This is a genomic window from Stenotrophomonas sp. AB1(2024) (genome assembly GCF_037482345.1).
Classification (GTDB): Bacteria; Pseudomonadota; Gammaproteobacteria; order Xanthomonadales; family Xanthomonadaceae; genus Stenotrophomonas.
This window is the reverse complement of the sequence record NZ_JBBHKO020000001.1, coordinates 1-14,365: the sequence shown is the minus strand read 5'-3', so window position 1 is coordinate 14,365 and position 14,365 is coordinate 1. Positions and strand designations below refer to the sequence as shown.

Annotated in this window: 10 protein-coding genes; 5 read left to right on the top strand and 5 right to left on the bottom strand. The window is 64.8% G+C overall.

Annotation, left to right across the window (positions count from 1 at the left end; all coding sequences use genetic code 11):
• Window positions 1–2 precede the first annotated feature (2 nt).
• Entirely contained in the window at window positions 3–1,385 is a 1,383-nt protein-coding gene (locus WIX41_RS00050) for a MipA/OmpV family protein (protein ID WP_339445133.1), read from the top strand.
• On the opposite strand, the gene WIX41_RS00045 is transcribed toward WIX41_RS00050, so the two are convergent.
• A complete protein-coding gene (locus WIX41_RS00045; protein ID WP_339445131.1) occupies window positions 1,382–1,978 on the bottom strand; it encodes a DUF308 domain-containing protein in 597 nt (198 codons plus the stop codon). The two genes, WIX41_RS00050 and WIX41_RS00045, sit on opposite strands and share 4 nt — an antisense overlap.
• A 158-nt stretch (window positions 1,979–2,136) precedes the next feature.
• On the opposite strand from WIX41_RS00045, the gene WIX41_RS00040 reads away from it, so the two are divergent.
• Complete coding sequence (locus WIX41_RS00040; RefSeq protein WP_339445129.1) at window positions 2,137–3,522, top strand: metal-dependent hydrolase family protein; 1,386 nt, start codon at window positions 2,137–2,139, stop codon at window positions 3,520–3,522.
• Window positions 3,523–3,540: 18 nt separating this feature from the next.
• On the opposite strand, the gene WIX41_RS00035 is transcribed toward WIX41_RS00040, so the two are convergent.
• Complete coding sequence (locus tag WIX41_RS00035) at window positions 3,541–4,959, bottom strand: DUF1552 domain-containing protein (protein ID WP_339445127.1); 1,419 nt, start codon at window positions 4,957–4,959, stop codon at window positions 3,541–3,543.
• Window positions 4,956–8,975: a DUF1592 domain-containing protein gene (locus tag WIX41_RS00030; RefSeq protein WP_339445125.1), complete on the bottom strand. Its 4,020-nt coding sequence runs from the start codon at window positions 8,973–8,975 to the stop codon at window positions 4,956–4,958. The genes WIX41_RS00035 and WIX41_RS00030 overlap by 4 nt, the downstream gene beginning before the upstream one ends.
• Before the next feature lie 380 nt (window positions 8,976–9,355).
• Between WIX41_RS00030 and WIX41_RS00025 the strand changes: the two genes are divergently transcribed.
• Complete coding sequence (locus WIX41_RS00025) at window positions 9,356–12,355, top strand: YadA-like family protein (RefSeq protein WP_339445123.1); 3,000 nt, start codon at window positions 9,356–9,358, stop codon at window positions 12,353–12,355.
• A gap of 88 nt (window positions 12,356–12,443) precedes the next feature.
• Here WIX41_RS00025 and WIX41_RS00020 read toward each other — a convergent pair whose 3' ends face one another.
• Window positions 12,444–12,818, bottom strand: a complete 375-nt coding sequence (locus WIX41_RS00020) for a hypothetical protein (protein ID WP_339445121.1) — start codon at window positions 12,816–12,818, stop codon at window positions 12,444–12,446.
• A 210-nt stretch (window positions 12,819–13,028) separates the two neighbouring features.
• Here WIX41_RS00020 and WIX41_RS00015 point away from each other — a divergent pair, with 210 nt between their 5' ends.
• Entirely contained in the window at window positions 13,029–13,472 is a 444-nt protein-coding gene (locus tag WIX41_RS00015) for a hypothetical protein (RefSeq protein ID WP_339445119.1), read from the top strand.
• 77 nt (window positions 13,473–13,549) lie between these two features.
• On the opposite strand, the gene WIX41_RS00010 is transcribed toward WIX41_RS00015, so the two are convergent.
• Window positions 13,550–13,708: a hypothetical protein gene (locus WIX41_RS00010; RefSeq protein WP_339445117.1), complete on the bottom strand. Its 159-nt coding sequence runs from the start codon at window positions 13,706–13,708 to the stop codon at window positions 13,550–13,552.
• An 80-nt stretch (window positions 13,709–13,788) separates the two neighbouring features.
• On the opposite strand from WIX41_RS00010, the gene WIX41_RS00005 reads away from it, so the two are divergent.
• Window positions 13,789–14,365: ESPR domain-containing protein (locus WIX41_RS00005; RefSeq protein WP_339445115.1), on the top strand; the 577-nt coding region annotated here is incomplete at its 3' end.

Below are 14,365 nucleotides of genomic sequence, written 5' to 3'. Positions count from 1 at the left end.
TCATGGCATCCCACAGAACAAGACCGCTGCTGCTGGCCGTCGCGCTGGCCGCCACCGCACCCGTGGCAGCGCAGGACGCCATGCTCGGTACCATTCTTGAAGAGCCGGGCAGCGCCGGGTTGGGCTTCCTCAGCCGGATCGAATCGTCGCCCTACAAGGGCGCCGACGACCGCATCGACCTGATGCCGCTGTACCTGTACGAAGGCGAGCGCTTCTTCCTGCGCTCCAACGCCGCGGGCGTGCGTTTCACTCCACGCGAGGACCAGGGCCTGGAACTGTTCGTCGAACGCCGGCTGGAAGGCTACCCGGAAGATGAAACCCCGGACATCCTCGAGGGCATGGAAACCCGCAACAGCGAAGCTGACGTGGGCGCACGCTATTACTTCAAGCGCGACAACCACGCACTGGACTTCACCGTCCGCCAGGACATCTCCAACAACTCCAACGGCACCGAAGTGCGCGCCGGCTACGGCTACACCTTGCGCAGCGACCGCTGGGCGCTGCAGCCGGTACTCACCGTAGGTTGGCGCAGCGCCAAGCTCAACGACTATTACTTCGGCGTGGCGCCCGACGAAGTAACGCCCGAGCGCACCGCGTACTCGGCCGGCAGCGGCGTGGACATCACCGCCGGCCTGTACGGGCGCTACCACATCCTGCAGAACTGGAGCCTGGTCGGTGGCGTGTTCGTCAAACGCTATTCCAGCACGATCCGCAACAGCCCGCTGGTGGACAGCGACATGCAGTGGGGCGCCATGCTCGGCGCCGCCTACGACTTCGGCAACGGCCAGGTACGCTGGGACAAGGAGGGTACTCCGACGTACGTAAAGGTGTTTTACGGCCGCGATTCGGCCGACGGCTGCCATATGGTCAAGATCATGACCTTCAGTTGCCTGGACCTGAACGATGAAGACCCCACCGACATCTGGGGCGTGCATGTGGGCCGTCCGTTCGTGTCCGGACTCAACGGCTGGCCGCTGGACCTGGTCGGCTACGTGGGCGTGCTGCGCCACAACGAACGCGGCCACCAACCCGATTCGTGGCAGATCGATGCCTACATGAAGGGCTTCTACTATGGCTTCCCGTGGTCGCACCGGGTCAAGACCCGGCTCGGCTTCGGCTTCGGCGTGTCCTACGCCGAACGCGTGCCCTATGCCGAAGTTCAGTCGCAGGCACGCCGTGAGCGCAACACCTCCAAGCTGCTCAACTACCTGGATCCCAGCATCGACGTGAGCCTGGGCGACATTTTCGGCAGCGAGCGCTGGCATGAGCTGTATTTCGGGTTCGGCATCTCGCACCGTTCGGGCATCTTCGGCTCGGCCCAGATGCTGGGCACCGTGGACGGCGGTTCCAACTATATCTACACCTACCTGGAAGCGGCACTCTAGTGTGGGGCGGACGGTTGCGCGGGGTGGCGATCCTGCCGGAACAGCAGGGCGATGGCGATGTAGGCCGCGCCCATCGCCAGCAGCGCCAGGCCCACGCCCCACGAGGCCGACGCGCGGCCGGCCCAGGCCACGCCACTGACGCACACCACCGCGGCCACCAGCGCGACCAGTCCGGATACCAGCGAGATCCAGCGCTTTCCACCGGGTTGGAAACGGAACGCCAGGCTGATCTGCGCGATCGCCTGTACCACCAGCACTGCGGCCACCGTGGTTGCCACCGCGTAGGCGGCCCATTCGGGATGCGTGTAGATGGCAATGCCGCCGATGATCTGCGCCGCCCCCAGCAGGATGGTCATGGCAAAACTGGGCAGCCCGTGCAGCAGGAAGGCTTCGGCCAGCTGCAATGCGCCGGCGATCACCAGCAGGCCCGCAACCAGCACCGTCATGGTGCGTACCATCAATGAGGACGCATAGATGCCGAACGCTCCCATCACCAGCAGCAGCACGCCAACGATGAGCAGGCGTTGCCAGCTGGATTTCATTGCCACGCCGATGGAACCGGGATCCTTGCCAAATCGGGAAAGCACGGTCATGACAGCCACTCCTGGAGAGACAATTCAATTACCCACCCAGCGTCGTTATGCAGCGGTGAAACCAGGACCAGTACTTCCCGCAAACACATGGCACTAACACGTGCGCTTTTATACCAACGCAACAACCGCTATGGGGGTGCAGTACCATGTCGCATCGATTGACTGTCCGTATTCTGGGTGCCTTGATTTCCATCGGCGTGGCGTCTTCGGTTGGCGCGCATTCGGTGATGCCGCAGGAGCCGGAAGGTGTAGCGCCAGAAGCCGCCACGACTGAAGCGCTGCCGACCGCCACGCTCTTCACCAACGTGCGCATCTTCGACGGCACCCATGGGCGGCTCTCTGCTCCCAGCAACGTGCTGGTGCAGGGCAACACCATCGCGCGCATTTCCACCGGCGCCATCGACGCCCCCGGTGCACGCCGCATCGACGGGCGCGGCCGGACGCTCATGCCCGGGCTGATCGACATGCACTGGCACAGCATGTTCGCCGGCATCCCGATCCAGACGTTGCTGACGGCCGACACCGGCTACATCAACATCGTGGCCGGTGCCGAATCGCGCAAGACCCTGCTGCGCGGGTTCACCACCGTACGCGACGTCGGTGGTGCGGTGTGGGGCCTGAAGTCCGCCATCGACGCCGGGCATGCCGAGGGCCCGCGCATCTGGCCCTCCGGTGCGATGATTACGGTGACCAGCGGGCATGGCGATTTTCGTGAGGCCTCCGACCTGCCACGCACCGTCGGCCAGCCCGGATCGCGGCACGACGTGATCGGCGACAGTGCCATCGCCGATACCCCCGACGAGCTGCGGGTGCGCGTGCGTGAGCAGCTGATGCGCGGTGCCAGCCAGATCAAGCTCACCGCCGGTGGCGGCGTCTCCTCGCCGCACAGCCCGCTGGACGTGGTGACCTTCACCGAGCCGGAGCTGCGTGCCGCTGTGGACGCGGCCACCGACTGGGGCACTTATGTGACCGTGCATGCCTACACCCCGGAGGCGATCCAGCGGTCCATCCGTGCCGGGGTGAAGTGCATCGAGCACGGCAGCCTGATGGATGACGCCACCGCCCGGCGGATCCGCGATACCGGCACCTGGCTCAGCACCCAGCCGTTCCCGCCGGAACTGGCCAACGCCTTCCCGAAGGGTTCGGAGCAGTGGGAAAAAGCGCAGGAGGTCTTTGCCGGGACCGACCAGACCTACCGCTTTGCCATCAAGTACAAGCTCAAGACCGCTTTTGGTACCGACGTGCTGTTCTCCAGCGCGCTGGCCTCCCGTCAGAACCACATCCTGGCCGGCCTGACCCGCTGGTATACACCGGCTGAGACCCTGATCATGGCCACCGGTACCAACGCCCAACTGCTGGCATTGTCTGGCAAGCGCAGCCCCTATGCCGGTCGCCTCGGCGTGGTGGAGGAGGGCGCACTGGCCGACCTGCTGCTGGTTGACGGCGACCCGCTCGCCGACATCGCGGTGATCACCCGGCCGGAAACGAATTTCAACGTGATCATGAAAGACGGGAAGATCTACAAGGATGACCTGCGCAACTGAGTGCCCGGCCGCAGCTGGTCACGCAGGCCGGAACAGGTCCGGTATGGGGTCCATGTTTCCTGCGTAGGGCACCTCCACCCCGAGCGCCCGGCCCAGTTCGCCCCACACCCGTTGCATGCGGACCAGCCGCCTGGGGCGGCCGGTCTGCCATTGGTTGTCGACATCGCCCAGGGCCATGACGTCGTAGTAGCGGCCATTGCCGGTGCCGTTGATCAGGCGGCCACTGGCGCCGCCGAGGAACACCAGCGGCATGTCCATCATGTGCTCGCGCGCACCGCAGGCCATCTCGCTGGTGTACACCACCAGGGTGTGGTCAAGCAGCGAATCGCCGGGCACGTCAGGGTCCGCATAACGGGACAGCGTATCCAGGAAATCGCTTACTTTGGCGGTGTACCACGTGGCGCGGTCCTGCCAGCGTCGCCGGTCCGCTTCCACTGCGGACTCTTCCGATCCCATCTGGCCCCAGTGCGCGATGTCGTGCGCGCTGCGCGGGTCGATCCCGGGAATGGGCGACTGTTCGGAGGAATACGCGACCTGGATCGTGGCCACGCGCATGATGCCGCACGAGAGCGCCGTGGCGATCACCTGGTGGTGCGCGGCCTGCACTTCATTGCGGAAATTCGGGTCGTCGACGGGATGCGCTTCCGGTGGTGCGGCATCATCGCATGACGGGGGCAGGGTGCCGCCGATGTCTTCGATCAGCTGCTCCATCGAATCCATGTGGGTGTCCAGCTTTGCCCGCTCGCTGCCGTGGACTTTGCCGCGGATATCCTCCAGATCGGCCATGGCCGGGTCGAGGATGGCAGAGGCGCTGCGTGTCCGGCGCAGGATGCCCGGGGTGCCCACCAGGTTTTCGAACAACACGCGCGGGTCCTTCTGCGGAGTGCGCATCACCCCGTTGTCGTAGGACACGTACCACGCGTTGCCGCCGACGCCCACTTTGCTCATGGGGCCGGCAAAGGCCGCTCCGACCACGGGATTGTTGCCCGGCAGGGCCCTGGCCAGCAGCACGTCGATGCTGCTGCCGGTGCCGCCGCCGGTGGCGCGCAGGATGCTGGTCCACGCATTGTGGCCGCCGAACGCGCTGGAGTTTTCCAGGTAGCGCAGGAACAGGGCCTTGTCGCGGTGCTTCTCCAGCGCCTGGCTGGCCACGTTCAGCGTGAACTGATCGGTATCGGTGACCCCGTCCGGCACCGCCGGATGCCAGATCGCCCCTTGCGGGTTCCACTCGGCGCCAGCGCTGGCAAAGCCGTTGATCCCCAGCCCATCGGGTATCACGAAGAACACGACCTTGATTCTGGGGCCGTCTGCACGGCGCCCGGCCGTGGCCAGTCGCGCCAGGCCCGGGCGGCTGAAGAAGGGAACGGCAGCGGCGGCGGCAACGCCCGCACAGGCCGCGCCAATGAGGAAACGTCGACGTCCGGAAGCAGCGTTCATTGGGGCGGTTTCCTTGCAGGATGTTCGTAGACGGGGGCGTCGATGCGTACCTTCCTGGCGATGTCCTTGCGCCGGGTGAACGAGGGGGACGCTGCGATATCCAGCAGCATCCTGCGCATGTCCCCGTTCTCCATGAGCTGGCGGCGCAGGTGGCTGTGCAGGCTGACCACGTTGGGGGTCACTTCCGTGCCCAGGGTGTAACGCAGATAGCCATCGGCGAGGCAGCTCATTGCCGAGGGGTTGTCCGGAATCAGCTCGGCAATCCCGCGCACGTTCCGCAGGTTGGTTCCCCAGTAGCCGGTATCGCTTGCGTTGCGGAAATCAAGCGTGGCGTCCAGGTCCACCCGTTGGCTGGTGTAAGGCGGGTTCACCGCGAACTCCTGGGTGCGGAATTTTCCCGTCCAGTCGTAATTCTCCATGGACGCGCCGGTGTCGTTCACGAACTTGTGGCAGTTCCAGCAGGTTTCATCGGCATACCTGCCATTGATGAGGTCCCAGCGGAAGCGCATCGTGACGCCGTGATCGGGAAACTGCGGGTTGCCCGGATCGGCGATGGGGGTGCCGAACACATGGCAGAAGAACTGCTCGCGGATACGGAACCCGCGAGGTATCAGGCCGCTGGTGTCCTGGCCGGAGTGCGTGATCTGGAACTGCCCCTGGTGCAGCAGTCCTCCCCGATCGCCCCCGGCCGGAAGGGGAACGCGTTGCATCTGGTCGCCGGCCACACCGGTGATGCCGTAATGCTGGGCCAGCGCCTGGTTGAGGTAGGTGTACGCCGGGTTGAAAAGATCGCGGACGTTGCCCGAACCTTCACCCATCAGATAACGCACGCTGAGCGACTGCTCCTGCCCCATGGCGTCGATCAATGGCTTGCCCAGCCCGGGCTTTTCGCCCATGGCCTGCAGGGTGCGCGTGTAATAGCGCACAAATCGCTCGAACTGGGCCAGGCCCCTGGGCGACTGCATCATCTCCGACGCAGTGGCGTTGATCTGCTCCTGCGTGGCCAGCTCGCCATTGGCCGCCTTGGCCAGCAGCGCATCGTCAGGCGTGGTGCCCAGGTATGCGAACGAAAGCGCTGTTGCGGTTTCGTAGGGATCGAGCCGGTAGTCGCCCGAGCCGTCGTCAATCGCCTGGCCCAGTTCCTGCCGGTACAGGAAATGGGGCGACATCAGCATGCTCGCCAGCATCAGCCGCGGCCCCTCCATGTCGCCATCGGAGATGTCGAGCACGGCCTTGTAGCGGGTTACCTCGGCCGGCAGCAGCGGTCGCCTGAACATCAGCCGGCCAATGCTCCCCACGAACGGCGTGGCGTCGCTCCCCGGGGTATATCCCAGCGCGTCCAGGTCTGCGCCCTGCGCCACTTTTCGGGCCAGCAGGTAATACTGGTAGAGCGGGTCCTTGCGAACCACGCCCAACGCAGCAGGGGCTGGGTATTTGAATGACTTGTACGAATTCTCCGGTGGCACGTCCGCCTTGTCGACCACGACCCCGAGAACATCCTGTACGGCGCTGGCGTATTCGTCGGTGGCCAGCAGGCGCACCTGGCGGGTGCCGACCGCTGGGGGCGGGTCCAGATAGTCTCCCCATACGGTATCCAGCAGGTAGTGGGCGGTCGCGCTGGAGCAGGTACGGTCGCAATGGCCGGGGACGCCCATCGACTCGATCTTGGTGATCAGCAGGTCCACCCCTGCGCTGTCCCATCGGTCCGCGAGGTCGCCGTTGTCCCAGAACAGCGGCTGATGGCAGCCGGAGCAGGTCTCCTCCAGGACGGTCTTGCCCAGCGACTCCACCGGCGTATACGTGGGGGCGACAGTCGGGTCGCCGGAGTTCTCGTCTACCCGCACCTTGTCCAGAGTAGGCGAGGGCATGGCGGCCTCGAAGTATGGATAGACCACGTTGTATTCGCCATTCCCGACCTCGTGGCGCAGCTGCTGGCCCCATTCCACGACCAGGGGTTCCCCCTCTCCGGATTCGCCGATGGTGCGCAGGTGGACGGTCCAGTTCGGCGCAGTGACGTTGCTGGGGCGCGGTGGCGCCTTGATGATGATGTCCGCCCTGACCTGGACGGGCTCCCGGTAGCCGAGCTCCACGGTAGTGATCCCCTCTTCGGCGAGGGTGAAGGTCTGCTCGCGGGTTACCGGGACCCAGTCGCCCGCATCGCGCATCTCGAACACATATTCGCCCGGCGCCAGCCCCGCGAAGGTCAGCGGCGGCGCACCCCAGCCCAGCTGCACCAGGCGCTGCTTCCCGGAAGGTTCGGTGAGGATGCCGCTGGGCTTGGCGTCGGCCAGGGCAGGGACGGGCGCACTGGCGGGCACCTGGAACGACAGGGTGGTCTGGGGCAGGGAGTCGGGGGTGTAGGTGACCTTGTAGATGACGCCGGCCACGTCGTCCGAGATCAGCAGGCTGCCGTCGGGCAGTTCCAGGAAGTCCACCGGCTTCCCGGTGAAGGCCCCGCTCGGGGGCTTCCAGCCGGTGATCAGCGGCACGTCGTGCACCACCTTGTTGTTGAGCACGGTCAACATGCGGACGTCGGTGGATGGGTCTTCCGCGGTGCCGCCGCCATGCTGCGCCACCAGCAGCTGCCGCGCACCTGCAGGCGCGGGATAGTGGTTCCAGAAGTGAATGCCAAGCGGTGCCGAATTGGATGCCAGGGGGTACACCGGCGGGGTCTGTCGACGGATGTCGATCTCGTCGGGCATCAGGTCTGAAATGATCGCGCCCGGCAGCAGCTTGCCGTCGTTCGGGGCTTGGGGATCGTCGAACTCGGCCTGCGTATACCCGAGCGTGGACTTGCCGAATACGTATGGCACGCCGAAAAACTCGCCGGTGCGGGAGATGCGGTTGATCTCGTCGGTGTTGAGAAACCCCTGGCGGTTGTTGTCGCTGAACCATATCTGCCCGGTATCCGGATGCCAGGCCAGGCCCACCGCATTACGCACACCCGTGGCCAGCAGCGTGGATTCGCCGGTGCGGACGTTGTACTTCAGCACCGAACCGTAACGGGTATCCTGCGGCACCTTGCAGATATTGCAGGGAATCCCGACGGCCGTGTACAGGTTGTCGTCGGCTGGATCGTTCGGATTGAAATACAGCGGGTGCTTCTGGTGCCACACCCGGTAGGGGCCGTCATCGCCGGAGGGGGGAAGTTTCACGCGGGTGTCGTCGGCAGGGAACACCATCAACGTCTCGGCGATCGGATTATCCAGGTGCGTGTCCACCTCCTTGATCCGGTACAGCCCGCCGGTGGAGCCGAAGTAGAGGTCGCCATTGCGATAGGCCACGCCATGCGGTTCCTGCAGTCGTGTCGCCAGCAGTTGCACGCCGGTGGGCTTGCCTTCACCGTCCAGGGGCAGTGCATAGATGAAATCGGCAATGCGCTTGTCGTAGGCGAAATGCGGAATGGCGCTGGAGCCCACGTAGAGCACATGGTTGCCCATCGCCATCTGGCGTGGCTGCAGCAGGCCGGTAGCGAAGACCTCGATGGTGACCCCGGGTGCCAATACCAGATCCTGAAGCGGCACCTCCGGGCGGAAGCGCGCTTCGAACGTGATCACCTGGCCGCCGGTTTCGGTGAACGGCAGTATCGCCGGTGTATTGAGCGGAAGCTGACCCCCAACGCCTTTGATGTAGAGCTGATAATCACACCGGCCCAGGTCGTCGACGGTGATGCTCTGGCCCCATTCCCCGGTGAAACTGCGCACGCTGGCGTTCGGTCCGGTGCAGCGCACGGTACCGGTAACCGGCCCGGGCGTGGTGTCCGGCGGGGTGGCGGGCAGGACCAGGGAAAGGCGGTTGCCGGCGAAGGTAGCGTCCGGAACGGTGCAGCTGCCCTGGGCCTCCCAGGCATCACGCCAGAGATGCTCGGTGGCGGTGCCCGGCTCAAAGGCATCCTGGTTGCAGAAACGGCCATCGCCCCATTCGGTACAGGCATATACCTGTCCCCGGTTCTGCACCCGATCGCCGGGGTTATAGGCGCCGACGCCGTTCGGCGCCGGGCTGCGCCACGGCGGCACGCCCTCGCAACTGGCTGCCCGGCCCGCACGCTGGTCTTGTCCGAAACCGGGGATTCCTGCTTCCCGCAGGCGCTGGCACCCCGTGACAAACATGAATGTCATCAGCAGCAGGGCCAAACCAACGGGGAATATCGATATCCGAGCAGCCATGGGCCCCCTCCTTGACCCCCGTCAAGCGGAATCCTGCCGTCACCCTTGTTAAGTCAGGGTAAACGGCGAGTCCGCTGTTTCCGTATTTGAAACTAATTGGATATTTCCAGGAACAGCCCGTCCCGAGAATGCGCCACTCATTCGTGGCGGTATTCCTCGCAGCTGGCAGGGCAACGGGAAGAACGTCGACATCGCTTCCCCAATGCACCGCCTTCTTCCTGGATTATCAAATGAACATCATCTATCGAATCATCTGGAGCGCTTCGCTCAAGACCTGGGTTGTTGCCTCTGAACTCTCGAGCGGCCGCCGCAAGCGCAAGACCCGCGCACTGCTGCTGGCTTCGGCGCTGCTTTCCTGCAGTGCCGTTACTGCTGCGGCGGCACCGGACGCCGAGCTGCCCCTGCAGCCCGGGGTCGCACCGGCGTGCGTCAGCGTCGCAGGCGACGCCGTGGACGAACAGCAGTGCGATGCTGTTGAAGAGGCAACGTCGCGCTCGGTCCGCGCCGGAGATTCGGCGGACTACATGGTGGTCAACAGCAGCGGTGCCGCTGCCGCTGCTGGTGGCCTGGATGCCATTGCCGTGGGCACCGGCGCCAATGCCGAGGCGCGCAACACCATCGCGCTCGGCTCGAACGCGGGTTCCACCGCCGTGGGCGGCATTGCCATTGGCCATGACGCCAGCGTCGAGCGCGATCCGGAAGGTCCCGCCGGTTCGGGCGGCATGCACGGCATCGCCATCGGCGAAGGTGCCAAGGTGGGCATGAACATGGATGACCCGGACTGGCATTACATGAAGGCCGACAAAGCCATGGCGCTGGGTGCCTACAGCAGTGCCTCCGGCGAACGGTCGGTGGCACTGGGCGCCGAGTCGGTGGCCGATGAAGACATGACGGTGTCGGTGGGCAGCAACTCGCTCAAGCGCAGGATCACCAACGTGGCCGCCGGCACGCAGAGCCACCACGCCGCCACCTTCGGCCAGCTGCAGGGCGCCGCCCAGGCGCTGGGCGGCGGTGCCGGCTTCAATACCGAAACGGGTGCGTTCAAGGGACCGTCGTACGTCTTCGGAAACGGTGCAACCTTCAACACGGTGGGCGACGCGCTGGGTGATCTGGATGCGCGCGTGGGCACGCTGGAAGACGGCGGCGCCGGCGACCCGCTGATCGGCCAGGATGCGGACAGCGGCGTGATCGGTGTCGGCGCGGCCGTGGGCGGTAGCGAGGTCAACTTCGCCGGCACCGACGGCGACCGTCGCCTGGGTGGCGTGGCCGCAGGTACCGAAGACAACGATGCGGTGAACGTGGCGCAGCTGACCACGGTGAACGACGCCGTGCAGGCCAATGCTGTCGACATCGGGCAGAACACCCGCGATATTGCGGCTAACCTGGGCAAGATCGAAGCCAACGCGACCGAAATCGGCCAGAACGCCAGCGATATCGCGGCCAACGCGGGCAGGATCGAGACCAATGCCACCGGCATCGGGCAGAACGCCAGCGATATTGCGGCCAACGCGGGCAAGATCGAAAGCAACGCAACCGGGATTGGCCAGAACGCTGCCGATATCGCAGCCAACCTAGGCAAGATCGAAACCAACGCCACCGACATCGGCCAGAACACCCGTGATATCGCGGTAAACACTGCCTCGATCACGGGTCTGGACACCCGGGTTGGCACCAACACCACTGCCATTGAAGGCCTGGACACGCGCGTCACCTCGCTGGAATCGGGGGCGGGCGGCGATGACCTGGTCGGCCAGGACGCTGAGACCGGTGTGATCGGCGTCGGCGCAGCCGTGGGCGGTAATGAAGTCAACTTCGCGGGCACCGACGGCGACCGTCGCCTGAGTGGCGTGGCCGCGGGTACCGAAGACAATGATGCGGTGAACGTGGCGCAGCTGACCACGGTGAACGACGCCGTGCAGGCCAACGCCGCCGACATTGGCCGGAACGCTGCCGATATTGCCAGCAACGTGTCCGCCATCGAGGCCAACACCACCGGGATCGGCCAGAACGCCACCGATATTGCCGCCAACCAGGACAGGATTGAAACCAACACTGCCGACATCGGCCAGAACGCGAACGACATCGCCAGCCACAAGGATCTGATCTCCGGTCTGGACACCCGCGTGACCGACAACAGCCGCCGCATCGGGCTGTTGGAGTCGGGTGCAGGCGGCGATGATCTGGTCGGGCAGGACCCCACGACCGGGGCCATCCAGGTGGGTGCAGCCGCGGGCGGCAAGGAAGTCAGCTTCGCCGGCACGGAAGGCGACCGCCGCCTCAGCGGTGTCGCCGCAGGCGAGGAAGACAACGACGCAGTCAACGTTGCCCAGCTCAAGGCCGTCGGCCTGGTGGACGAGACCGGCAAGGCAATGGAAGCGGTGACCTACGACAGTGCCGCCAGCGCGGACGGTACCCGTAGTGTCAGTTTCGCCGGGCCGAACGGCGCCGTGCTGAACAACGTGGCAGACGGCATGATTGGTGCCGGCAGCCGCCAGGCGGTGAACGGCGGCCAGCTGGCGCAGATCCGCGATGCGTTGCAGGGCCAGGTGGATGGACTGGAAGATCGCGTGAGTGAGCTGGAATCCACCCCGTCCAACCCCGGCCCCGGGCCGAACCCGGACCCGGGTCCCAACCCCGACCCGAACCCGGGCCATGGCGGGGAAGGCGAGGGCAGCGTCGCCATTGGCGAGGGTGCTTCGGCCAGCGGAAAGGGCTCAACCGCCATCGGCAACGGCGCGTCGGCCAGCGCCGACGGCTCGGTCGCCCTCGGCGAAGGCTCTGTTGCCGATCGCGAGGACAGCGTTTCGGTGGGCTCGGCCGGCAATGAGCGCCAGATCACCAACGTGGCCGCCGGCACCGCCGATACCGACGCGGCGAATGTGGGCCAGATGAAGGAAGCCAACGCACAGACGCTTTCTGCCGCCAAGGACTACACCGACCAGCGCATCGACGACATGTGGAGCGAACTGGGCGGCCGGATCGACGATGTGGAGCGTAGCGCCAACAAGGGCATCGCTGCATCGGCCGCACTGATCATGACCACCCCGTATGTGCCCGGTCGGGTGACCCTCAATGCAGGCATGGCCAGCTACAAGGGCGAAACCGCGTTGGGCGTCGGCATCTCCCGCTGGAGCGAGAACGGCAAGGTGAACTTCAACACCGGTGTCTCTGCCGCGCGGGGCGATGCGCCGCTGTTCCGGGTGGGTGTTGGGATCATCTTCGGGGAGTGATCCAGGCTACAGGCTGCCGGCTCCACGCCGGCAGCATTCGGATACCTGGAAAGCCCGGTGCATTGCATCGGGCTTTTCCGTGTTCATGTCACTGTCCCGCTGTCATGCCGCCGCCGCCTCCGGCCTTGAAGTACAACACCAGGTACACGACTCGCCAGAAGATGAAGGCGTAGGCACAGCACAGCAGCACCTGCAGGATCAGATGGGACTTCATGCGGCTGAGCCGCCACAGGCCGTCCATCAGATTGAGCAGCAGCAGCGCGACACCGATGGCCACGACGGCGTAACCGGCCAGGGTCGGATGAAGCAGGTCCAGGTCACCTGGCCCGGCCCGTACGACGTCGAGGCCGGCGGCCGTGATCAGCGTGGACACCGCCATATTGCGGGTGTTCTCGAAGATCAGCCGCAGCACGCCGTTGTCAAACAACTGGACAGCAATACGTCGGAGCGGGGCGGGAAGCATGAGGTCACTCCTTGCGGTACGAACCGGGCAGCGCACAGGGTTGTACCCGGGGCATGAAGGTCGCGTGGAAGCGCGGATTGGCCATTCTGCCTCCCGGCAGACGCCGGGCGCTCAGTAAGACTACGCACGTCCGGCCCGCGCCTTTTACTGATGCGCGTGATGCCGGTTGTACCCAGACTGCCTTGACCTCGCAGATTCTTGGGTGCCCCTATGTCCAGACCAGTGCCGCAAGGCAAGACCGCAATACTGATGCCCTCGCTGGGCCTCCGGCCCGCCACCCTGGGCGGCGTCTCCGGCGTCGTGTCGGCAAGATGTGTGCGCCTGTCCGCACCGCGGCTGGTGAGGTTCGGGACCCAGGCGGCTACGCCGCCCAACGACGAAGCGCTGGTGGAACCCCAGCGCGACGAAAACATGCAAACCAGACAGCCACCCGTGGCCAGCGCCGTCTTCGATGCGGCGTACCGACGGGTCGATTATCACGTCACGGCATGGCAGCCACTGGGCAAGCGAGCATTCGTATTTGCGATAGTGATGAATGACCAACGCCTGGTCCAGCCAAACCTACCAGAGGGCGCCGACCTGGATGAGGTACTGCAGAACGCGGTCCGGTTCGTAGAGCAGTTTCTGGATGGGGATGCCAGCGATCCTGATTGATCCCCAGGGAAAGTCGTGCGTCCTGCATCATTGCTGTCTTCAGGTCCGGCGCGACTTCGTTCCTCGGCATATCGCCCTCAGGCCCACGCATGAGAGCGGGCATGCTCCTGCCTGGAGGGCATGTTGAAGTCGGTGACAAGCAGATCTCCATCGATCTTCTCCAGCGCCTCGATCAACGCATCGGAAGAAGACGCTTCTGCCACGATGACTTCCGTACCGGCCTCCCCCAGCAGCATGCACAAGCCCCGTCGGGCGATGGTGTTATCGCCTGGAACAATGACACGTGGGAGTGTCTTGGATTTCGCGCGAATCGTCTATGAAGAGCCGCCTATCCAATGCGAATCAATCGAAAAAATCAGAAGAGGATTTCACGATGAACAGAATATTCACCAAGATTTGGAGTGTGAAATTGGGCCAGTTTGTTGTCGCTTCCGAGCATGCTCGACTGAGCGGCGGCAAGCGTGCCCGCACGACCATTCGCGCTATTGGCGGTGTGGCTTTGGCTCTTATGACACTACAAATCATGCCGATGGCCTTGGCACAAAATTCCGGCTTGCAGCTGTGCAATCCCGATGGCACCGGAACTCCCAATTCGGGTAAATCCCTGGGATCCGGAAGCACGGCACCGGTCGCCTTGACGTGTGGCGATCAGGACTATTCGTTCTCACTGAACAATCGAGGCGAAGCTGACGGTAGCATGGGGTTTTCCGCAGCGACTGCGCGGGTAACCGGTTACTACAATGGGATGCTGGAGCTGAAGGCTGATTCCGGCATCAGCGTGCTTGGCAACATGCAGCTGAACAACAACACCATAAGCGGGCTGAATGCAGGACTTCTATCCTCGACCAGCACGGAGGCGGTCAACGGCAGCCAGTTGTTCACGACCAACGAAC